General features: G+C 65.3%; 18 protein-coding genes, 1 tRNA gene and 1 pseudogene. 13 read left to right on the top strand and 7 right to left on the bottom strand.

From position 1 onward, the window contains the following. Positions 1 to 91: 91 nt before the first annotated feature. The 3 genes from ACW17V_RS16375 (at position 92) to ACW17V_RS16365 (ending at position 6,197) form a co-directional block, all read left to right on the top strand. Positions 92 to 2,599: a TonB-dependent receptor gene (locus tag ACW17V_RS16375; protein WP_492106116.1), complete on the top strand. Its 2,508-nt coding sequence runs from the start codon at positions 92 to 94 to the stop codon at positions 2,597 to 2,599. Between the two features lie 172 nt (positions 2,600 to 2,771). Next, the gene (locus ACW17V_RS16370; RefSeq protein ID WP_492106115.1) at positions 2,772 to 3,536 is read left to right on the top strand and encodes an SDR family oxidoreductase; all 765 of its coding nucleotides are present in this window, start codon (positions 2,772 to 2,774) and stop codon (positions 3,534 to 3,536) included. Between the two features lie 78 nt (positions 3,537 to 3,614). Then, complete coding sequence (locus tag ACW17V_RS16365; protein ID WP_492106114.1) at positions 3,615 to 6,197, top strand: hybrid sensor histidine kinase/response regulator; 2,583 nt, start codon at positions 3,615 to 3,617, stop codon at positions 6,195 to 6,197. Here the strand turns inward: ACW17V_RS16365 and ACW17V_RS16360 are convergent. Beyond that, the gene (locus ACW17V_RS16360; protein ID WP_492106113.1) at positions 6,166 to 6,699 is read right to left on the bottom strand and encodes a GNAT family N-acetyltransferase; all 534 of its coding nucleotides are present in this window, start codon (positions 6,697 to 6,699) and stop codon (positions 6,166 to 6,168) included. The genes ACW17V_RS16365 and ACW17V_RS16360 overlap by 32 nt on opposite strands. A gap of 68 nt (positions 6,700 to 6,767) precedes the next feature. Beyond that, positions 6,768 to 7,928 carry an aminotransferase gene (locus ACW17V_RS16355; protein ID WP_492106112.1) on the bottom strand — a complete coding sequence of 387 codons (1,161 nt, stop codon included), beginning with the start codon at positions 7,926 to 7,928 and terminating at the stop codon, positions 6,768 to 6,770. A 50-nt stretch (positions 7,929 to 7,978) separates the two neighbouring features. Here ACW17V_RS16355 and ACW17V_RS16350 point away from each other — a divergent pair, with 50 nt between their 5' ends. The 3 genes from ACW17V_RS16350 (at position 7,979) to ACW17V_RS16340 (ending at position 9,756) form a co-directional block, all read left to right on the top strand. After that, positions 7,979 to 8,434: a GNAT family N-acetyltransferase gene (locus ACW17V_RS16350; RefSeq protein WP_492106111.1), complete on the top strand. Its 456-nt coding sequence runs from the start codon at positions 7,979 to 7,981 to the stop codon at positions 8,432 to 8,434. Positions 8,435 to 8,540: 106 nt separating this feature from the next. Continuing rightward, positions 8,541 to 9,029 carry a hypothetical protein gene (locus ACW17V_RS16345; protein WP_492106110.1) on the top strand — a complete coding sequence of 163 codons (489 nt, stop codon included), beginning with the start codon at positions 8,541 to 8,543 and terminating at the stop codon, positions 9,027 to 9,029. A gap of 478 nt (positions 9,030 to 9,507) precedes the next feature. Next, positions 9,508 to 9,756 carry a GlsB/YeaQ/YmgE family stress response membrane protein gene (locus ACW17V_RS16340; protein ID WP_492106109.1) on the top strand — a complete coding sequence of 83 codons (249 nt, stop codon included), beginning with the start codon at positions 9,508 to 9,510 and terminating at the stop codon, positions 9,754 to 9,756. Positions 9,757 to 9,759: 3 nt separating this feature from the next. Here the strand turns inward: ACW17V_RS16340 and ACW17V_RS16335 are convergent, their stop codons facing one another. The 3 genes from ACW17V_RS16335 to ACW17V_RS16325 all read right to left on the bottom strand — a co-directional run bounded on the left by ACW17V_RS16335 (position 9,760) and on the right by ACW17V_RS16325 (position 15,708). Beyond that, a complete protein-coding gene (locus ACW17V_RS16335; RefSeq protein ID WP_492106108.1) occupies positions 9,760 to 12,180 on the bottom strand; it encodes a putative bifunctional diguanylate cyclase/phosphodiesterase in 2,421 nt (806 codons plus the stop codon). A gap of 209 nt (positions 12,181 to 12,389) precedes the next feature. Beyond that, entirely contained in the window at positions 12,390 to 14,222 is a 1,833-nt protein-coding gene (gene typA, locus ACW17V_RS16330) for a translational GTPase TypA (RefSeq protein WP_492106107.1), read from the bottom strand. A gap of 547 nt (positions 14,223 to 14,769) precedes the next feature. Beyond that, positions 14,770 to 15,708 (bottom strand): N-formylglutamate amidohydrolase, encoded by a 939-nt coding sequence (locus ACW17V_RS16325; RefSeq protein WP_492106106.1) that lies wholly within the window; start codon positions 15,706 to 15,708, stop codon positions 14,770 to 14,772. Between the two features lie 162 nt (positions 15,709 to 15,870). Between ACW17V_RS16325 and cpdR the strand changes: the two genes are divergently transcribed. From cpdR to ACW17V_RS16300, 5 genes and pseudogenes are all read left to right on the top strand, one after another. After that, positions 15,871 to 16,227, top strand: coding sequence for a cell cycle two-component system response regulator CpdR (cpdR, locus tag ACW17V_RS16320; RefSeq protein ID WP_062144046.1), 357 nt, complete (start codon positions 15,871 to 15,873; stop codon positions 16,225 to 16,227). Between the two features lie 99 nt (positions 16,228 to 16,326). Then, positions 16,327 to 16,401 (top strand) — tRNA-Val (locus tag ACW17V_RS16315). A gap of 266 nt (positions 16,402 to 16,667) precedes the next feature. After that, a pseudogene (locus ACW17V_RS16310) lies at positions 16,668 to 16,745 on the top strand (hypothetical protein); the annotation flags it as partial. A gap of 514 nt (positions 16,746 to 17,259) precedes the next feature. Further along, positions 17,260 to 17,616, top strand: a complete 357-nt coding sequence (locus tag ACW17V_RS16305) for a hypothetical protein (RefSeq protein WP_492108856.1) — start codon at positions 17,260 to 17,262, stop codon at positions 17,614 to 17,616. 2 nt (positions 17,617 to 17,618) lie between these two features. Beyond that, positions 17,619 to 18,128 (top strand): hypothetical protein, encoded by a 510-nt coding sequence (locus ACW17V_RS16300; RefSeq protein WP_492106105.1) that lies wholly within the window; start codon positions 17,619 to 17,621, stop codon positions 18,126 to 18,128. On the opposite strand, the gene ACW17V_RS16295 is transcribed toward ACW17V_RS16300, so the two are convergent. Beyond that, positions 18,037 to 18,498: a hypothetical protein gene (locus ACW17V_RS16295; protein WP_492106104.1), complete on the bottom strand. Its 462-nt coding sequence runs from the start codon at positions 18,496 to 18,498 to the stop codon at positions 18,037 to 18,039. The two genes, ACW17V_RS16300 and ACW17V_RS16295, sit on opposite strands and share 92 nt — an antisense overlap. Before the next feature lie 568 nt (positions 18,499 to 19,066). On the opposite strand from ACW17V_RS16295, the gene ACW17V_RS16290 reads away from it, so the two are divergent. Continuing rightward, positions 19,067 to 19,801 (top strand): hypothetical protein, encoded by a 735-nt coding sequence (locus tag ACW17V_RS16290; RefSeq protein ID WP_492106103.1) that lies wholly within the window; start codon positions 19,067 to 19,069, stop codon positions 19,799 to 19,801. 120 nt (positions 19,802 to 19,921) lie between these two features. Here ACW17V_RS16290 and ACW17V_RS16285 read toward each other — a convergent pair whose 3' ends face one another. Then, positions 19,922 to 20,482, bottom strand: coding sequence for a hypothetical protein (locus ACW17V_RS16285; protein WP_492106102.1), 561 nt, complete (start codon positions 20,480 to 20,482; stop codon positions 19,922 to 19,924). Positions 20,483 to 20,652: 170 nt separating this feature from the next. Here ACW17V_RS16285 and ACW17V_RS16280 point away from each other — a divergent pair, with 170 nt between their 5' ends. Next, positions 20,653 to 21,264 (top strand): recombinase family protein, encoded by a 612-nt coding sequence (locus ACW17V_RS16280; RefSeq protein ID WP_492106101.1) that lies wholly within the window; start codon positions 20,653 to 20,655, stop codon positions 21,262 to 21,264. The last annotated feature ends 91 nt before the right edge of the window (positions 21,265 to 21,355 follow it).

The raw sequence follows: 21,355 nt of genomic DNA, 5'->3' as shown, positions 1-21,355 counted from the left end.
TTGCATTAAAATATCTAGGTGACCATAAAATTGGACAACGAGGTCGACGCTCGACGGAGACCCGCACAAAAAAGACCTTAGGGAGGTTACCGTGAAGAAGAGTCACTTGCTCGGCGTTTCACTCGTCGCGCTTATCGCCAGCAGCCCCGCTTTTGCTCAGAACCAGGCGTCCTCCGCGACGGTCGAAGAGATCATCGTCACGGCGACCAAGCGCGAGCAGACCCTGCAGGACGTGCCGGTCTCGGTCTCGGTCACGGGCGCCCAGGCCGTCGAACGCGCCCAGGTGCGCGACCTGATCGATCTGCAGTCGCTGGTGCCTTCGCTGAAGGTTTCCCAGTTCAACGCGGTCGGCCAGACCAATTTCGTCATTCGCGGCTTCGGCAACGGTAACGGCAACGACGGCATCGAAAGCTCGGTCGCGGTCTTCATCGACGGCGTCTATCGCTCGCGATCCTCCTCGGCCCTGGACGACCTGCCGGAAATCGAGCGCATCGAAGTTCTGCGCGGCCCGCAGTCGACCCTGTTCGGCAAGAACGTCTCGGCCGGCGCGATCAGCATCGTGACCAAGAAGCCGCAGTTCGATTTCGGCGGCAAGGCCGAGATCTCCGTCGGCAACTTCAACCAGCGTCAGATCAAGGGCACCATCACCGGTCCCGTCAGCGACACTCTGGCCCTGCGCCTGTCCGGCGGTCTGAACAAGCGTGATGGCTTCGCCACCAACGTGGTCACCGGCAATGACGTCAACAACCGCGACCGCTGGTCGATCCGCGGCGACGCCCTGTGGCTGCCCACCGACAACACCTCGGTCCGGATCATCGCCGACTACAACAAGATCAGCGAAATCTGCTGCACCGTGGTCTCGCTGTTCAACGGTCCCGCGACCCAGTTCATCGCCGCGCCCGCGCCGTTCGGTCTGGGCAAGCCGGTCGGCAATCCCGCCACGAAGTTCGACCGCAATGTCACCTTCACCACCGATCCGGCCAACAGCCTGGAAGGCAAGGGCGTTTCGGGCCAGGTCGATCACGATCTGGGCTTTGCGGCCCTGACCTCGATCACCGCCTATCGCAAGCAGTCCAGCGCCTCGCTGCAGGACGTCGACTTCACCGGCGCCGATCTGGCCAACAATGACCTGGCCAACGACATCAAGACCTTCACCCAGGAACTGCGCCTGGCCTCCAAGAGCGAGGGCCCGTTCAACTGGCTGATCGGCGGCTTCTATCAGAATGAAAAGCTCAACACCGGCCGCACGATCAGCTTCGGAAAGGATATCCGGGCGTTCGGAGACGGCCTCAGCGGCCCGGTCCCGGCCGCCCTGCTCGGCGCCTTGCCTGCTTCTCTGCGCCCCGCCCTGACCGGGAAATCGAACCTCTATGCGTTCGAATTCCTGCAGAGCCTGGTCACGCCGTCGGTCATTCCTGGATCGACCTATTTCGCGTCGGGAAAGGCCATCGACGACTATTATTCGATGAAGCAGACCTCGTTCTCGCTGTTCAGCCAGGCCGACTATCAGGTCACCGATCGTCTGACGATTACCGGCGGCCTCGCCTTCCTGAGCGACAAGAAGAGCGCGAGCTCCAATGTCGTGATGTACGACAAGTTCTCGGCCCAGAACCTGCAGTCGGTGCCGCAATTCACGGCGCTGGGCTTGCCCGGCAACCTGTATAGCGCCCTGGGCGCCCTGCAATTCTACTACGGCAACACCACCAACCACGCGCCGGTCAATTTCCCCAACGCCACCGAGTCGGGGAAGCTGAAGGACGACAAGATCACCTATGCGGTGCGCGCCGCCTATGACTTCGGCGCCATCAACGCCTATGTCAGCTATTCGACGGGCTGGAAGGCCGGGGCGTTCAACCTGTCCTCCGACAGCCGTCCGCCGAACGCCAATGGCGTGGGCCGCACCGCCGCGCCTGAGGATGTCAGCGTCTATGAAGCCGGCCTGAAGGCCAACTTCCCGGGTGGTTACTTCAACCTGGCCGTCTTCGATCAGGCGATCGAGGGCTTCCAGTCCAACGCCTTTACGGGCCTGGGCTACAGCCTGGTCAACGCCGGCAAGGAGTCGGTGCGTGGCTTCGAGGTCGACAGCGCCTATCGTCCGCTGCCCTGGCTGGCCCTGACGGGCGCGGTCACCTATCTCGACCCGACGTATGACTCCTTCACCGGCGCCGCCTGCGTGAACTACGACACCGTCCGCTGCCCGGTGAACCCGGCCACCGGCCGTCGTCCGAACTTCCGCGACCTGACCGGTGACCGACCGGCCGGCATTCCCAAGTGGAGCGTTTCGACCTCGGCGACCGCCAACCACAACTTCGGCAACGGCTATGCTGGCTATCTGCGGGTCGAGTACGACTACGCCAGCAAGACCCAGTTGACCGAGACCACCCCGCCCGAACTGTCGACCTGGGGTCAGAACAACGTCAACGCCAGCCTGGGCCTGACCAACGAGGCCCATCAGATGGAAGTCATGCTGTGGGCCCGCAACCTGACCAATGACGACAGCCTGATCGGCACCTTCCCGACCGTGGCCCAGGACGGCAGCTACAGCGGCTATCCGACCGCGCCGCGCACCTACGGGGTCACCCTGCGCAAGTCGTTCTAGGATTTCGACCCGCGCCGTCCGGTTCGCCGGGCGGCGCTGTGCGGCGTCAGAAGGCGTTTCCGATTCCGTCGGAAGCGCCTTCGTCGTTTTCGGCTAGGCCGCGCATCTTGACCCCGCCGACGTCGCGTCTCACTGTGCCCAAAATTCAAACAAGCGTTTCAGGGAGCGCGCCATGGGCCTCTTCGACCTCACCGGCAAGGTGGCGATCATCACCGGATCCTCGCGCGGCATCGGCAAGGCCATCGCCCAGCGCATGGCCGAGCACGGCGCCAGGGTGGTGATCTCCTCGCGCAAGGCCGGGCCCTGCGACGAGGTCGCGGCCGAACTGAACGCAAGGCACGGCGAGGGAACGGCCATCGCCGTCCCGGCCAATATCGCCTCCAAGGAAGACCTGCAGCGTCTGGTCGACGAGACCAAGACGGCGTTCGGCAAGGTCGACATCTGCGTCTGCAACGCCGCCAGCAACCCCTATTACGGCCCCCTGGCGGGGATCGCCGACGACCAGTTCCGCAAGATCCTGGACAACAACATCATCAGCAATCACTGGCTGATCGGCATGGTCGCCCCCGAGATGCGCGAGCGCCGGGACGGGTCGATCATCATCATCAGCTCAATCGGCGGCCTGCGCGGCAACGCCATCATCGGGGCCTACAACATCTCCAAGGCGGCCGATTTCCAGCTGGCCCGCAACCTCGCGCACGAGTTCGGACCCGACAATGTGCGGGTCAACTGCATCGCGCCGGGCCTGATCAAGACCGACTTCGCCAAGGCCCTGTGGGACAATCCCGAAACCCTCGAGCGCTCGACCAAGGGCGTGCCGCTGCGCCGCATCGGCGAGCCCGACGAACTGGCCGGGGCGGCGGTCTATCTGGCCTCTCAGGCCGGCAGCTTCATGACCGGCCAGGCGCTGGTGGTGGACGGCGGGGCGACCATCTAGTCGCTGCGGGGGCAGACAGGCTTAACGGAGCCTACACTGTATTGCCGCAGGGTTATGGTCCTGTTCTGGGGACCAAGCTTGCGGCGATTCATTGCATCTCTGGCTCTGATCGGCGGCCTGGCTCTGGCCGCCGGGGCCTGGGCCGACGAGGGGGCCCCGGCGCCCTCCGCGGCCGCCGTGCGACTGGACCAGCTGGCCCGTCAGATCGGAGCCCATCGCCAGGCCAAGCCCCCGAGTGACAACGAGGATGTCGAGCGGGCCGGTCGCAAGGCCCTGCGGCAGACTGGCGCCGAGCGCCTCTATGGCCTTTGGCGGGTGCTCTACGCCTACAAGAGCAATCAGTTGCGCGGCCGGTTCGAGGCCTGGATCGCCCAGACGCGGCTGGCCGCCCAGCGCGACGGCGACACGTCCCTGACGGCCCTCGCCGACCTTATGACCCTGGCCTATCGTCACGAGACCGGCGGCTACAGCGCCTTCTCGGCGGCGGACTGGAAGCGGTTCCTGGAGGGGCCCTCGCCCGACGTGCGGATGATGGCCGGGATCGAGCGGGTGCGCGACCTGGGGCAGCACGGTCACTGGGCCGAGGCGGCCCGGCTGGCCGCCGACCTGACCTCGGAGATCGAGCGGCGCGGGTCTGTCGCCCAGCCCCTGCTGGCCGAGGCCCATCAGGTGCACTCCTACACGCTGGCGGACATCGGCGACAAGGAAGGCGCCCTCGACCACATGGCCAAGGCGGCCAGCCTGGACGAGCGCGACACCTTCTACGTGCGCAAGATCGAGCGCCTCTATGACATCGGCTATACGGCCGTGGAGCTGGGCGAGCTGGACGCCGCCGACCGCTTCGCGGCGCTGCACGCCCAGATGGTCGCGGCGGGAGACGACCGGGACCTGAAGACCTGGACCCAGTTCCTGTGCGCCCGGGTGGCCGAGGCGCGCGGCGATCCGCGCAAGACCCTGGCCTGCCTGGCCCCGATGCGGAACGAGCTGCGCCAGCCGGGCCGCCGTTTGCATGTGCTGATGCTGCAGCGGCGGCTGGTGGCCGAGGCCATGCTGGGCGACGCCGTTGCCGCCCGCGCCGACCTGGCCGCCCTGCGGGCCGTGCCCGTCAGCCTGATCCCGCGCGACCCGCAGGTCGAGCTGCTGGCCGAGGCCTATCTGGATCAGGCCGAAGGCCGCGGCGTCGAAGCCTTCCAGAAGCTGGACGCCTGGCGTCTGGCCGATCGCGCCCAGACCAGCAAGGCCCATGCGCGCAGCGTGGCGGAGATGTCTTCGGCGCTGGAAAGCGAGCTGCGGGCCAAACGCGACGAAAGCCTGCGCCTAGCCGCCGAGGTCCGGCTCAATCGCGAGCTGGCCCGGGCCTCCGGCGTGATCGCCCTGCTGCTGGCGCTCCTGGTGGCGGGCGGCGTGACCTGGGCGATCTATCTGCGCCGCGCTTCGCAGCATCTGCGCGAGGCGCGGGAACACGCCGAGGCCGCCAACCAGGCCAAGTCAGCCTTCCTGGCGGTGATGAGCCATGAACTGCGCACGCCGCTGAACGGCATGCTGGGCCTGGCCCAGTCGCTGCGGTCCGAGGACCTGAGCGACCATCAGCGCGAGCAGATCGACCTCATCCTGGATTCCGGCGACACCCTGCTGGTGCTGCTCAACGACATCCTAGACCTGTCCAAGATCGAGGCGGGCAAGCTGGAGATCGCCCCGACCGCCGGCGATCTGGCCCAGGTCTGCGCGCGCCTGATCGGCGGCTATCAGCCAACCGCGCGCGACAAGGGCATCGAGCTGGTCTTCCGGATCGAGGGCGTGCCGCCCGGGCCGCTGCTGTTCGACGCGGTGCGCCTGCGCCAGTGCCTGACCAATCTGGTCTCCAACGCCCTGAAGTTCACCAATACCGGACAGGTCGAGGTCACGCTGTCGTGCGCGCCAGACCTGGCCAGCGGACGCCAGCGGATCCGTCTGCGGGTGCTGGACACCGGCATCGGCATGAGCGAGGCGACCCTGGCCAAGCTGTTCCGCGCCTTCACCCAGGCCGACGCCTCGACCACCCGCACGTTCGGCGGCACGGGTTTGGGCCTGAACATCACCCGGCGACTGGTCGAGATGATGGGCGGTGAGATCCGGGTCGAGAGCCATGAGGGCCATGGCTCGATCTTCGTGGTCGAGATGCTGGCCGACGCCTGCGCCGCCTCCGAGGAAGCGCCCGAGGATGTCGACGGGGCCGAGGATGAACCTTCGTTCGCCGCCCTGCAGGGCCGCCGCGTGCTGGTGGTCGACGACCACCCCGTCAATCGCCGGGTGATCCGGCTGTTCCTGACGCCGTTCGAGTGCGAGCTGATCGAGGCCGAAAACGGTCGCGAGGCGCTGGACGCCCTGGAGGCCGGCCCGATCGATATCGTGCTGATGGACGTCAACATGCCGGTGATGGACGGCCTGGCGGCCACGCGGCAGTTGCGGGCCGATCCACGTTTCGAACGGCTGCCGGTCATCGCCCTCACCGCCGATGTCATGTCGGCCCAGATCAAGACCTGCCTGGCGGCCGGCGCCGACGCCCATGTCGCCAAGCCCATCGACCTGCGCGACCTGCTGTCGGCGATGGATCAGACCCTGTCGGCGCGGGTCTCCGCGGGGCGGACGGCTAGCCTGGACGCCGGATCTCAAAGCGCATGACCTGACCCTGCTCGGGGTCGAAATAGCCGCCGACATGGGCGAAGCCGCAACGGGCCAGCACCTTCTGCGAGGCGACCCGCGCGGGCATGGTCTCGGCCGTCACCAGCGACACCCGGGGGTCCCGGAAGGCGCGGGCCACCAGAAGAGCAGCGGCCTCGCTGCCATACCCCTGGCGATGCTCGGCCTCTACCACCGAATAGCCGATCTCGACCTCGCCCCAGATGTCGGGCGGACCCTTGAAGCCGCAGACGCCGACCAGCTGGTTTCGGGCGATCATGTACCAGCTGACATAGTCCGGCTCGTCGGGATGCTCGGCCAGCAGGCCGCGCATCCAGTCCCGCGTGGCCGGGTCATTGTGTTCCGGCGGCCAGGAGACCGGTGACTTCACACCCAGGCAGTCGGCGATGGCCTGGCCCCCGGCGTCCTCGGCGTCGAACGTGTCGGCGGTGGCGCTGATCAGCGAGATGACCTGGCCCCGTTCCACCAGCATCGATACGGCCATGAGCCCTGTCTCCCGAAGCGCTCTGAGGCGCCTTTGGCCTCTGGTGGTAGAGACGGCGGGGGCGACGATCAACCGCCGAGACGGGACCGCGCCCCCGCCAGCCGCGAGATGGCCTCGTCCAGGGTCGCGTCGGCCTTGGCGAAACACAGGCGCATGATGTGGGTCACCGGGCTTTGCGCATAGAAGGCCGAGACCGGTATGGCCGCCACGCCGTGCTCGCGGACCAGGGCCAGACAGACCGCGCGATCGGCCAGCGCGATGCCGGAGGCGCGCAGGTCGACATTGAGGAAATAGGTGCCGGCGCTGGGCAGCACCCGGTAGCCGGCGGCGTCCAGACCGGCGGTCAGGCGATCGCGCGAGGCCTGCAGGCCGGCGGGCATGGTCGTGAACCAGTCGCGGTAGTGCTCCAGTCCCCAGGCCACGGCGGCCTGCAGGTTGGGCGGGGTGGTGAAGGTCAGGAACTGGTGGGCGGCGGCGAGAGCCCGGGTCAGGGGCGGGGCGGCGCACAGGAAGCCGACCTTCCAGCCGGTCATGCCGAACATCTTGCCCGCCGAGCCGATCTTCACCGTCCGCTCGCGCATGCCGGGGAAGTCCATCAGCGAGCGGTGGCGGCGGCCATCGAAGGTGACGGCCTCCCACACCTCGTCGCAGACGGCGATGGCGTCATGGGCGACGCAGAACTCCGCCAGCAAGGCCAGGTCCGCGTCGGACGTCACGGTCCCCGCCGGATTGAGCGGGCTGTTCAGCACCACCATCCGCGTCCGGGGCGTGAAGGCGGCCTCCAGCATGGCGCGGTCAAAGCGCCAGTGCGGCGGCTCAAGGCGGACCAGACGCGGGATGCCGCCGGCCCGGCGCACCAGCGGCAGATAGGCGTCGTACAGCGGCTGGAACAGCACGACCTCGTCACCGGGCGAGATCAGCGAGAAGAAGGCCGCCGCCAGGGCTTCGGTGGCGCCGGAGGTGACGGTGATCTCGCTCTCGTCCAGGTCCAGCCCCTGCGACAGGCGATAGTGCCCCGCCACTGCGCGGCGCAATTCAGGCAGGCCCCGCATCGGCGGATACTGGTTGGAGCCGGTCATCAGGACCTCGGCCGCCCTGGCGCGTACGGGCTCGGGACCGGCGTCGTCAGGAAAGCCCTGACCCAGATTGATCGCGCCCAGCTCGCGCGCCAGACCGCTCATCTCCTCGAAGATGGTGGTGGGCAGGTTGTCGAAGACGGGATGGACCATGGGACGCGTTCGCTGTTGCCTCGTCCGTCTGATCGCACATTATCGAAGCCATGCGCATCATCCCCTTCGAGCCCCGACACGCCGACGCCTGGCGCGACCTCAACACCGCCTGGATCTCCAGGCACTTCACGATGGAGGCCAAGGACCATGAGGCGCTGAACGATCCTGTCGGCAAGATCCTGAGCAAGGGCGGCCACATCCTGATGGCCGAGACGGATGAGGGCGATATCGTCGGCTGCGTGGGCCTGATCCTGCTGGAGGATGGCGGGTTCGAGGTGGCCAAGATGACGGTCACCGAGCAGGCGAGGGGCACGGGGCTGGGCAGGCTGCTGATGCAGGCCTGTATCGACAAGGCGCAGGCGTTGGGCGCGCCGCGGCTTTATCTGGAGACCAATTCCAGCCTGGCGCCGGCCTTGGGGCTGTATCGGGCGATGGGGTTTGTCGATCTGCCGCAGCGCGACACGCCGTATGCGCGGGCGGATGTGTTCATGGAGCGGCGGGCTTAGCCGCTATTCGTCGCTGTGCTGACAGCAGACATTCCGAAGTTTAGTTCGGGGTGGTTGTCGGACCTTACATTCGCTAGCTTGGCTAGGACTTTTCGGAGAGGCTTCAGTGCCAGTAGAGCCAGCGGCAACTGCTACTCAAGCTTACGGGTTCACGTCCCTGGATCAGGAACTGGGCTGGCGCGCACCGGCCGGAGAAGCTGGCGACATCGTTCAGATTGATTTTGGTCTTAAGACAGGCTGGCGGCTCATTGCTGAATACGACGGCGAGAGTGGCCAAGCTTGGATTATATTCGAAGATCAAGTGAGCTATCGGGTTCACGACGAACGTGAGCTCGCGCCGTATTGGTACACTCGAAATAACGAAGGCGCGCCCGTCGCCTTCGCGTATGAGGTCGGTGCAAGCCCGTACTTGGAGGAGCTGAAGAACGGCGTCACAGCCCTTGTCGAAGGCTCTCTTCGTCACTTCGTTCTCGGCGGACAGAACCTATGCCTTGAGGTGCTAACAACAGGCGCGCTTCCGAACCTGAGCTACGACAAGCCGCGCCTGGGCCCCGCGCTCGAAACCGACCAACAGGGCTCCACAACGTCCGACTAGGGCCGGGAGCGGAAATGAACCCGCCGCCCGAAACCGGAACTTCGACGCCCATCCTGGAAACCGACCTCTCGAACGTCTGGAGTGGGTGGAGCGGACGTCAGGCTCAGCAGCGCCCCCTCCGTCACGTCGCCTATCGGCGCCGCGCCACCTCCCCCGCACGCTTCGCTACGGGGCAGGAGAAGAACAGCTTCACCCTCCTGCCCCGTGTCCCGAAGGGTGGCGAAGCCAAACGGGGGAGGTGGCGCGATGCGAATACGCATCGTGACGGAGGGGGCGTCCGGCGTCGGCCGTCTTTCCGGGCAAACTGAACGTCTCACTAGGGTCGAAAGTCGCCATGCGCTTCCAGGCGGTAAGCGGACGTCGCCACCGTTACAAGGCGATGACCGCGTAGTTACGTGGACCGATACGCACCCTCCCACGCAACCTTCACCGCGGCTCGCGCATTCCTGCTGCTCAACCGGGCTATCAGGAGAGACACATGAGCGGCGTAGGCATTATCGGCGCGATCATCATCGGCATTCTGGCCGGCTGGATCGCCGAACAGATCATGAAGCGCAACCACGGGCTGCTGACCAATCTGATCGTCGGCGTGGTCGGTTCGTTCCTGGGGGCTTTTGTCGCCAGCGCTCTGGGGATTGGCTGGGGCGGCTTCATCGGCAGCCTGGTGATCTCGACGATCGGCGCGATCCTGCTTCTGGCCCTGCTGGGGCTTTTCAAGAAGAACTGACGATCAGGCCGAGGCGGCGGTCGAACCGGCTTCCGTCTCGGCCGATCCGACGCTTTCGCGTCGCATGCGGCGCGCTAGGTCGCTGATCAGGAAGTTGGGGATATCGCCGACCGGCATGGGGCGTCCGAACAGGAAGCCCTGGAAGTGGTCGCAATGCATCTCGCCCAGCATCCGCACCTGGTCGGCGGTTTCGACACCTTCGGCCGTGACCTGCAGCTTCAGGGTCTGGCCCAGCAGGGTGATCGTGCGGACAATGTCGGTGATGGCGGCGTTGTCGCTCATCTCGGCCACGAACGAGCGGTCCAGCTTGATCTTGTCGAACGGGAACCGCCACAGATAGGCCAGGCTGGAATAGCCGGTGCCGAAATCGTCCATGGCGATCTTCACGCCCAGGGTCTTCAGGGCCGTCAGCTGATCCATGGTGCGGGCCGTGTCGTGCAGCAGCAGGCCTTCGGTGATCTCCAGCTCCAGGCGCGACGGATCCAGGCCCGAGGCCTCCAGCGCATGCGCCACCTGGGCGACCAGATCGCCCGAGCTGAACTGGTTGGGTGACAGGTTGACCGCCACGGTCAGGGGCGCGGGCCATGAAGCGGCCTGCTTGCAGGCCTCGTTCAGCACCCATTCGCCGATCTTGCCGATCAGGCCCCACTGCTCGGCGCATTCGATGAAATCATTGGGCGGCACCAGGCCGCGACGCGGGTGTTGCCAGCGCAGCAGCGCCTCGAAGCCGGTGATGTCGTGCTCGCGACAGCCGATCAGCGGCTGGAAGAAGACCCTCAGTTCGTCATTCTTCAGCGCCGCGCGCAGGTCCATCTCCAGCGCGCGCCGTTCCTGGGCCCAGACATCCATCGACAGCTCGAAGAAGCGATAGGCGCCGCGACCGTCGCCCTTGGCGCGGTACAGGGCCAGGTCGGCGTTCTTCAGCAGGCTGTCGGGATCGGCCGCATCGACCGGGGCGATGGCGATGCCGATGCTGGCGCCGATCAGGACGTTGTGGCCCTTGATCTCGTAGGGTTGGGACAGGGTCTCGACGAGGGCGCGCGACAGTTCGCCCAGGGCTTCCGGCGCCGGAGCCGGGGCGACGACCACGGCGAATTCGTCGCCGCCGAGACGGGCCACGAAGCCGGCCTCGCCGACGCACTGGCGCAGGCGCTCGGCGACCTCGATCAGCAGGGCGTCGCCCACCGGGTGGCCCAGGCTGTCATTGACGCCCTTGAAATAGTCCAGGTCCAGGCACAGCACGGCGCAGCCGCCCGTGGCGTTGTCGGCTTGCGCGTGGTCGGTCCAGGCCTTGCTCAGGGCCTGCAGGAACGACAGGCGGTTGGGCAGCTGGGTCAGGACGTCGAAATGGGCCAGGCGCGAGATGCGTTCCTGGGCCTCGCGCGCGGCGGTGACGTCGGCGCCCACGCCCCGGAAGCCGGAGAAGACGCCGTCCATGTCGTGGATCGGCTTGGCGCTGATCGACCACCAGCGGGTCTCGGCGCCGGCCGTCACGGAGACGATTACGTCGCGGAAGGTCTTCTGCTCGCCAAACAGGGCCGCCAGCGAGGCGACCGGTCCGGCCGGACCCTCGGCGGCGGCGCCGCAGAGCGAGGCCAGGGTGCGGCCGACCAGGGCGGCCTTGTCGGCGCCGGCCGCGGCCGCCATCCGGTCGGAGACATAGGTCAGGGCGCCCCGCGCATCGATTTCCCAGAGCCAGTCGCTGGCTCCCTCTTCGAAATCGCTGAGCAGCAGGCTGACGACCTGTTTCTGACGTTCCAGCTCCTCGCCGGTGATCAGGCGTTCTGCGAACACCTTGGCGTGTGACAGGCAGGAGAGGGTGACGACCAGGTAGCAGAAGATCAGAAGGCCAGACAGGGCCAGCAGGATCGGGTCGCCGCTGCGCACCAGAACCACCAGTGAGCCGAGCATCATCGGCGTCGAATAGGCGATCGCGGCGGTCGGCAGGGTCAGCATGGCGAAGCCGCCGCAACCGATCATGCCGGCGATGACCGAGACGATCAGCATCCGCATCTGCACGCTGGCGGCGTCGCCATCCATGGCCAGGATCGGCAGGGCGCCCCACAGGCAGCCCAGCAGGCCGGCCTGGGTCGCGATACGGCGCAGGCCGCGCGCCGAGACGGTGGCCTTGCCGCTCTTGCGGCGCTGGGCGGCCAGCCAGCCGCGCAGGCCCAGGAGAGCGTAGCTGATCACCAGCGCGGCCCAGATCATCAGGCTGTTGCGATGCGAACTGGTGAGGCCGGCCAGGCAGACCAGCATGGCGATGACGATATTGGCGCCCATCATGATGGGCGTCAGGCGCAGGATGCTGGCCAGCTGTTCCATGCGGACGCGGCCGGCCATATCCTCCGGCACGGCGGGCAGCATGCCCGCGAGCGCGCCACGGCCCCGTTCAACGATCGAGCTTGCGGCGACTATGCGCACGTCGAGGCCGTCCTGATTTCCCCAGGACGAAGACGTCCCCCGATCATCCTGCGCGGCGTTTGGTGAACTCCCGGTTAAGTCTATTGGGCCTCTGCTTCACTGAGGTTGCGCTGCGTCAATAGGCCTGCGCCCGGATCGACGGATCGGCCAAACAAAAAGCCGCCGTCCCGAGGGGCGGCGGCTTTTCGAGTTCTACAGGACGTGAAGTCCTATTCTTCCTTGACGCGACGCTTGCGGAACGACGGGTTCAGGGTCTGCTTGCGCAGGCGGATGTTCTTGGGCGTCACTTCGACCAGCTCGTCTTCCTCGATATAGGCGATGGCCTGTTCGAGGGTCATGCGGCGCGGCGGGGTCAGGCGAACGGCTTCATCCTTGCCCGAGGCGCGGATGTTGTTCAGCTGCTTGGCCTTCATCGGGTTGACGTCGAGGTCGTCCTGACGGGCGTTCTCGCCGATGATCATGCCCTGATAGGTCTTTTCGCCGGCGCCGACGAACATCGTGCCGCGATCTTCCAGGTTCCACAGCGCGAAGGCGGCGGTTTCACCGTCCGAGTTGCTGACCAGCACGCCCTTGCGCTGGCTGTCGATGGCGCCCTTGTAGGGCTCGTAGTGGCTGAACACGCGGTTCAGCACGCCCGAACCGCGCGTGTCGGTCAGGAACTCGCCCTGATAGCCGATCAGCGAACGCGACGGGGCCACCAGTTGCAGGCGGGTCTTGCCGGCGCCCGACGGGCCCATGTCCTTCAGCTCGGCCTTACGCATCGACAGCTTTTCGATGACGATGCCCGAGAACTCGTCGTCGACGTCGATCATGACGTCTTCGATCGGCTCCAGGCGCTTGCCGGTTTCCGGATCGGTCTGGAACACCACGCGCGGGCGGCTGATCGACACTTCGAAGCCTTCGCGGCGCATGCCTTCGATCAGCACGCCCAGCTGCAGTTCGCCGCGACCGGCGACTTCATAGGCGTCGCCTTCGGCGGTTTCGGTGACCTTGATGGCCACGTTCGACTCGGCTTCGCGCAGCAGACGGTCACGAATGACGCGGCTCTGGACCTTGTCGCCTTCCTTGCCGGCCAGGGGGCTGTCGTTGACCGAGACGGTCATCGAGATGGTGGGCGGATCGATCGGCTGGGCGGGCAGGGCCTCGGTGACTTCCATGGCGCACAGGGTGTCGGCCACGGTCGCCTTGGACAGGCCCGCGATGGCGACGATGTCGCCGGCTTCGGCTTCATCGACCGGCTGGCGCTTCAGGCCGCGGAAGGCCAGCACCTTGGTGATGCGGCCGCGCTCGATTTCCTTGCCGTCCAGCGACAGGGCGTGGATGGACATGCCGGGGACGGCCTTGCCCGAGGTGATGCGGCCGGTCAGCAGGCGACCCAGGAAGGGGTCGTTTTCGATCAGGACCGACAGGATCTGGAACGGCTTGTCGACATTGGCGACGACCTTGGGTTCCGGCACGTGCTTGACGATCAGGTCGAACAGCGGGGCCAGGGTGCTGTTGGGCTTGTTCATGTCCATCGTCGCCCAGCCGTTCTTGCCCGACGCGTAGATGTGCGGGAAGTCCAGCTGCTCGTCCGTGGCGCCCATGGTGGCGAACAGGTCGAACACGTCGTTCAGGATCCGGTCCGGATCGGCGTGCGGACGGTCCACCTTGTTGAGGCAGAGGATCGGACGCAGGCCCATCTTCAGGGCCTTGCCCAGGACGAACTTGGTCTGCGGCATGACGCCTTCTTCGGCGTCGACCAGGATCACGCAACCATCGACCATGCCGAGGATGCGTTCGACTTCGCCGCCGAAGTCGGCGTGGCCGGGGGTGTCGATGATGTTGATGCGGGTTTCGCCCGCCTCACCATTCCACAGGACGCTGGTGCACTTGGCCAGGATGGTGATCCCGCGCTCGCGCTCCTGGTCATTGGAGTCCATGGCGCGCTCGGTCGTGGCTTCGTTCGCGCGGAAGATGCCGGACTGGGCCAGGAGCTGATCGACGAGGGTGGTCTTGCCATGATCGACGTGCGCGATGATGGCGATGTTTCGCATGGACATGGAGAAGGCGGACTTTCGGGGAAGAAACGGGAGATGACGCTGCGCGCGTCAGGCGCGCGGCTTTTACGCGACTGCGCTGCGTTTATCCACCCCACCTCTTTCGAAAGACGATTCGATGGAAACCGGTGTCAGCGCGAAAGCCTTGTTCCAGAGGGGTTTGAGAGCTCCTGACGCCCAAGGTTGTTACAGGCGCAACTAATTGTGCAGTGCAGCATGCCTGAAAATTAGGCGTCAGTCGAGGATCGGCGTTCTGTAATCCCTGTGTTGCAAAGGGTTTCTCTCAAACCCCTCCAGGAAAATCGACATTGCCGCCTACTTTTCCGCTTGCCCGATTTCGCACCGCACCCTATAAACGACCTGTGAGGCGGCCCTGCCGCCTCTGCCCTTCCTGGGCGTTTCCTCCCTAATGAACTGCCCGGCTTTCGAGCCGGGCTTTTTTTTGGCCTGAGCGCTGATAGCGGTCTCAGGACGACAATCGCGCCCTGGTTCGACCGCCGCGGCGGATCCGACGGCTGACAATCACACCACAAGATGGCGGTCCTGAGCCCTAACGCAGGCTGGAAACGTCCAGATCCGCCAGGGCGCGGGTCAAGCGCTCGGCGTCGGCGGTCAGCCGGGCCAGCCCCTCGGTCGGCTCGCGCGTCGACTCGTCCATATAGAGCGCGCGATTGATCTCGATCTGCAGGGCGTGGGTGCGCCGCGCCGGCCGGCCATAGTGCTCGGTGGTGTAGCCGCCGGCATAGGGGGCGTTGCGGGCCACCCGATAGCCCATCGATTCCAGCTCGCGTTCGACCAGGGCTGTCAGCCTGGGCGAGCAGGCCGCGCCGAACCGGTCGCCCAGCACGATGTCGCAGGCCCCCCCGCCGCGCGCCCTCTGGCCCCGGGCCGCGGCGGCCGGCATCGAATGCCAGTCCACCAGCACCGCGCAGCCATGCGCCGCCCGCGCCGAGGCCAGCAGACGGTCCAGCGCGTCGTGATAGGGCCGGTGGGCCCGCTCCACGCGCGCCTTCGCCTCGGCGAAGGTCAGCTTGCGGGCATAGATGGGGCGGCCCTCGGCGGCGACCCGGGCGATGGCGCCCAGGCCGGCGGCCACCCGGGCCGAGTGGCTCCTGGCGTAGTCGGGCAGTTCGTCCTCGAACATCGCCGGGTCCAGTTCCCAGGGCTCGCGGTTCAGATCGATATAGGCCCGGGCCAGCCGCGCGCGGATCACCGCCGCGCCCAGGGCGGGGGCGCCGGCGATGATCTGGTCGACGAAGGCGTCTTCGGAACCCCGGATCGCCTCGGCGTCCAGCCGCGCGGCCGCCATCATGTCTGCGGGATAGATGCTGCCCGAGTGGGGGGAGGCGAAGACCAGGGCCGTGGGTGGCGGCGCGGGCTCGGGTGTGGCGCGCAGGACCTCGTGGGCCGGGCAGGCGAGGGGATCCACGGGCGACGTGACGGCTGTCGCCGCCGGCGTCCTCGTCGCGATAGGATCCCAAGCGCTCATGGGCCATATTCGCAAGGCCCGCCGGGCGTGGTCAAACATCTTTGACCAACAGCTTTGGGAAAGTCGGGCGTTCCCGTTGAACAGGCGCCGGGTTCATCCCCGATTTACAGTCAGCGCGTTACAGTGCCTCCCCAACGCCGACGACCCGCGGAAAAAGACCAAATGGCTCGCATCCTTCTCGCCGAAGACGACGACTCGCTCCGGGGCTTCCTGGCCCGCGCGCTCGAGCGCGCCGGATTTGAGGTCCAGGCCTGCGCCGATGGCGAAGAGGCCGTCCAGCATCTGGATCATCCTTGGGACCTGCTGCTGACCGACATCGTCATGCCCGGCATGGACGGTATCGAGGTGGCCCGCCAGGCGGCCGCCCGCGACCCGGCCCTGCGCATCATGTTCATCACCGGTTTCGCCGCCGTGGCCCTATCGGCCCAGGACCGCGCGCCGGCCGGCGCCAAGGTGCTGTCCAAGCCCGTTCACCTCCGCGACCTCGTCGCCGAGGTCGAAAAGATGATGGCCGCCTAATTCTTTTTTTCGGCGGCTTGCGCGATGGGAAAGCCGCCGCTATACCCCGTCACCTTCCCGCCCGGGACACTTAAAACAGTGCTTCTGGGTCGCTTTGGCGGATGCGTAGCTCAGCGGGAGAGCACCTCGTTGACATCGAGGGGGTCACAGGTTCAATCCCTGTCGCGTCCACCATACTTTCCCAACATATTCAAAGCGTTGAAGAAACCACTCCCCAGCGGTCGAAAACGCACGTTTGCTACACCAGCTTGCTACACCAGCAGCATCTGGAAAGGTCGGAAAACAGTTTGGAATCAACGGCTTCAGCCGGACCTGACTGCTACACCAACCTGCTACACCAACCGTCCAAACGGTCTGCCTCACCGTCTTCACGGTCACCCCATCGTCGGCGCGCAAATCCTCCCAGCCTGATCGTCCGAGGGAGGGTCTTCCATGTTCGGGTGAGAGTTCCCCGGAAGCTGGAAGCTGCGGTTGGTAGGACGCAAGTCTGGCGGTCGCTCGGGACAGGCATCAGGTCCGAGGCTATTCGGAAGGCGAAGTTCGTCGTCGCCGATCTGGAGCAATCCTTTTTGGCTGCGGCTGGGGCCTCAGTTCCTGAAGCGTGGACTGCCAAGATCGTCGCCACCAAACCTGTCACGGCGGTGAAGTCGCCCGGTCGCGCCGTGACCTTTGGAGAACTATTCCACCATTTCCTTGCGAACCCGTCCAAGGTCAGGGCGCCCAAGACCCAGATGATCTACGAGGCCCTTCTCTGGATAGTGTCGAGCGTCTGGGGCGAAGATCGGCCTCTGGCTTCGATCGATCGTCTAGCGTGTCGAGAATTGTTGGAGGTGTTGCGATGGCTCCCGTCGAATCCCGCCAAACGGTTTCCTAAGTTGACTGCCGTTCAGGCGGCTAGGATGGCGAAGAAGACGGGTCTGAAGTCGGTTCTCTCACCGGGATCGATCAACGGCTACATGGCGAAACTTCGTGCTCTCCTGACGTTTGCGGTCAACGAGGGCTGGATCGACCGCAATCCGGCGACAGACCTGAGTGTTCTCGATCCAGTCCGCGACCGAGACAAGCGGCTTCCTTGCTCAACTGCGTCCAGCCATCCGACAGGCACGTCAGGCGGGCTACTGCACGCCGCTTCAGATCGCGACGTACCTCAATCGCAATGGCTTCCGAACCGCCTGTGATGAGCGGTGGGACGAGCGGCTCACCGTCCTGCTATTGCGGCTTGTGTCGTCGAAATCCAAACCCGTCCAGCAGCCGAAACCCCCTTTACCGGCCAGTTCGGTTGACCCGGGGCTACCTCGTGAAGGACCGCTGACCCGGGAAGAGATCGCGCGCCGACTGACCGCAATGGGGCGGGTCACCGGCAACCCGCGCACCTCTGAGAAGGCCTAGGGATGAAGGTCCCCAAATCCGTCGCCAAGCTGGAAGGCCTCGGCCGGGTTCGGCTGTCCCGCAACTTCTTCATGCGCGACTTCCTCTACAGCGAGATCGCCAACGTCCACGGGCTGGCCAACATCCCCGAGAACCCCGACCTCGCCATCGAGGCGGGAACGCGCCTGTGCGAAGACCTCCTCGAACCCCTCAATGCGACGTTCGGCCGGATCGCGATCCGATCGGCCTATCGGTCCCCCACCGTGAACGCCTTCGGCAACGCCAACGGCCATGCCTGCGCGAGCAACGAGGCCAATTACGCCAGCCACATCTGGGATCATCGAGATGAGGCTGGCCGCATGGCCACGACCAACGTGATTTCCGCAGATCGGATACGGTCCGAAAGTGGGAGGGGTTCCGGTAAGTCGGTCATCAAGAGCCCTAGTGCCCGGCAACGTCTACGCGATTGGCGACGGGATCGCTTGCTCGTATTGCGACGAAGATTTCATCCATTTGCGGGCCTGAGATCGTGATTGTGTTCTGCCACAGAAGCCGACCGTCGCCCTTGGCCACACGCTCTTTGAGCTTGTCCGGCTTCCAGAAGAGTTCGGGCCACGAATCGAGAAGCTGCGGGCCCGATTTGTCACTGTTGTGCTTGAGGATGTTGTTCAGGTGGTAGACGTGCTCGAACCGCTCAGGCGGGAGAACGCCCTTGGCCACGACCAGCTTCACCAGATCAGCGTGCACACATTTCGACGGTGCATGCGTCCACTGGCGGATAATCCGCTCCCAGTGATGGTAGAGCGCGATGACGAAGGCCTTCCGAAGGGCTTGGATACTCGCGAAGCCCCCTATCTCTTGAATATCGGCGACGTCGAGTTGGCAAATCTCGTTCAGACGCATGCCGCTGAACAGGGCGATCAGAGGAATCCAAAACCGTCCGCGCCGTGGGCGGTTCGGCCCCGGCGTCGCGAAGTGCCACTCATCATCAACGCACCCCCTATAGATCGGGGCATTGAAGATGAGTTGGAGTTGGTCTGACGAGAAGGGAAGGCTTCCCGGCTGATCGTGGCCGAGTTGAACTGGATCAGTTCGCCGACGGTGATCTTGGCGTTGAGGTTCGGACGGCGTGGAGGGCTAGGCCTTGGGGAGAACAAGGCGCGCATCTTCGCGCCTCTCATCATCGACGCCGACTTGGCCTTGTACATTCGCCGTTGCCCCCGTTTGATCGACCCTAACCGGGCCACATACCTGTGGCCAAGCTCTGACAGGATCGGTCGTACAGGTCCGCTCGCCCGATTGGCGAACCAGCCCGAGAAGGCTACGGTTTCGGTGATTTCGGGGGATGTATGCCAAAGAACCGACGCCGAGCAGGCGCGCTCAATTCGCTGACATGGCTCGGCTGGGCCTGTGTCGGGCTGTTCCTCCTCATGGCCGCAATGGTCGTCAACGCCGCCGTCCGAGGCTTCCATTGAGCGATGCGGACCCATGTGAGGAGTGGAAGGCTCGGCAGGTCTATTGGGCCACGCTCGCCTATGCCCGTTGGTGGCTGGCCGTGGATGGTCCCTTTCTCGGAGCGCTAGAAAAGGCACAGGGCCAGTTCACGGCGCCGGTTCTGCGGGCCATTGCCCGCCCGTATGGAGTGAGCCGGGGCATGCCCGGGCTGGAGGAGCCAGATTCCCAAGCGGACTCGATCTGCAACCTGCTGAATGCGGCCGCACAGGATTGGCCCGATGGTCTCAACTTGAAGGCCGGGAAGTGTCTCGCCCTTGCCCAGAAGGCGCAGCGCGAGACCTACACCGGGACCGTTCAGGTTTCCGCGATGAGCAAGTTCATGTGGTTCCTGAAGCCGGACGGATGGACGGTCTTCGACAGCTTCGCCCAGCGGGGTCTAGCCGTGTCGGGGAACGACCGCCGCGCCCGGTTCCTCAACTTCTACAAGACGCTCGAAGACCAAGGTTTCGACGACTTGGTCCGGACGATGCGGCCGTTGATCGCCAAGTCTCTCCTGCCAGACCTTCCGGCCGAGCGGATCATCGACTCCCTGTTGATGGCCCGAGGTGGCCGTGGCTGCGAACAGCACGACATCGATGAGAGCACGGCGTTCCTTGCTTTGCTCCCGCCGGATTTCCGCAAGAGCCTCGATGGGCTGGCGACAGAGCTAGATCGCGAGTTGAGAGACTGCGCGCTCGTTCGAGCCGCGTGACAAAACCCCCTCTATAAACGGCGGACAGAATCCGTTGCTGGGCCTCGATCTGGCACCCCCGGAATCGTGTGATCAGAACCATCCGTTTCAAGGAACAGCTTGGTCGGCCCCAGCGGACGATTAGAGCTTGGTGATCTTCAGGCTCTTCTCGCTGATGAAGGACGAACGCACGCCCTTCCGCCCCATGCGGATCGAGTAGCCCTTCTTGATGAGCAGCACGGCCTCGGCGAGCGTGGCAACGTGTTTGGCGTGGTCGGATTTCGTCCGCTCTTCCTTGGGAAGGCCAGGCGCGACCAGTTCATAACCGCTCGGCCCTCTGACCGGGTACTCGACGCCGCCGGGACGGGGCTCAAGGCGTTCGATGCGATACGCTTCCTTGGGGCGTAACGTGAAAGTGGCACCGGTGTTGAACACCACGCCGTCCAGCTTGGTGCGGCCTGTGACGTCGAACTCGGCCTCGCCAATCACCTGATAGGCCCAGCGACCGATCAAAGAGTTGACTTCGCGCGTGCCAACTCGGGGCTTCAGGTGAGCCAACCGGGCATCGAGGGCGAGCACCGGCGCGAAGCCGTACTTGGCCAGAACCCGCATATCGTTGACCGTTTCCGGGTCGTAGATGATCGGCTCAATCTCTTTGCCCAGATCGGAGGCTTGGAAGGTGGATAGCCCGAAGTCACTCATGCGAGTCCCTCTACATGATGTCGATATGGAGACATCATATGTGGACCAACCTCGTGACCGTCAAGGATATGATGTGCAAATAGAAACATCATATAGAGATTGGCTGGATGGCCGATCCATGAGAATCTGACCACCGTCATCAACGGCCCTGGAGACCATCCCTGAAACGAGTGGCGATCTACGCGAGGGTCAGCACCGACCGTAATCAGACGGTCGAGAACCAACTGCGAGAGCTTCACGCGGTCGCCCAACGATCCGGCTGGATCGTCGTCGCCGTCCACACCGACGAGGGGATCAGCGGGGCCAAGGGGCGTGATCAACGACCCGCCTACGACGCCCTTCTAAAGGCCGTCAGCCGCCGGGAAATCGACTTGATCGCCGCATGGTCCGTTGACCGTTTAGGGCGGTCCCTGAGCGATCTGGTGGCCTTCCTCGGCGACATCCAGGCCAAGGGCGTGGACCTGTATCTGCACCAGCAGGGGATCGACACATCCACGCCGAGCGGCCGGATGATGTTCGGCATGTTGTCGGTCTTCGCCGAGTTCGAGCGCAGCATGATCCGTGAGCGCGTCATGGCGGGCCTGCGTCGCACGACCAAGAAGAGCGGTCGCAAACCGATGACCGACGAACGCCTGGCCGCGATCAAGAAGTCGTTGAAAGACGGTCTGGGTATCCGCGCCACCGCCCGGCTGCACGCCGCGTCGCCGATGACCGTGACCAGCGTCAAGCGGTCGATGCAGACGGTCCAGGCTGGCCGTGGCGAGACCGTCGCGACGGCGTGATCACCCGACCGGTAGCCTTCGCTACCAGCCAGGCCATTGACCTCGCCTGCTCAAGATCGCCAGCCTACCGGCCATCCCACACCCGAGTCTC

The organism is Caulobacter sp. FV2ye17ST, assembly GCF_058680955.1.
This window is presented reverse-complemented; position numbering and strand designations above follow the sequence as displayed.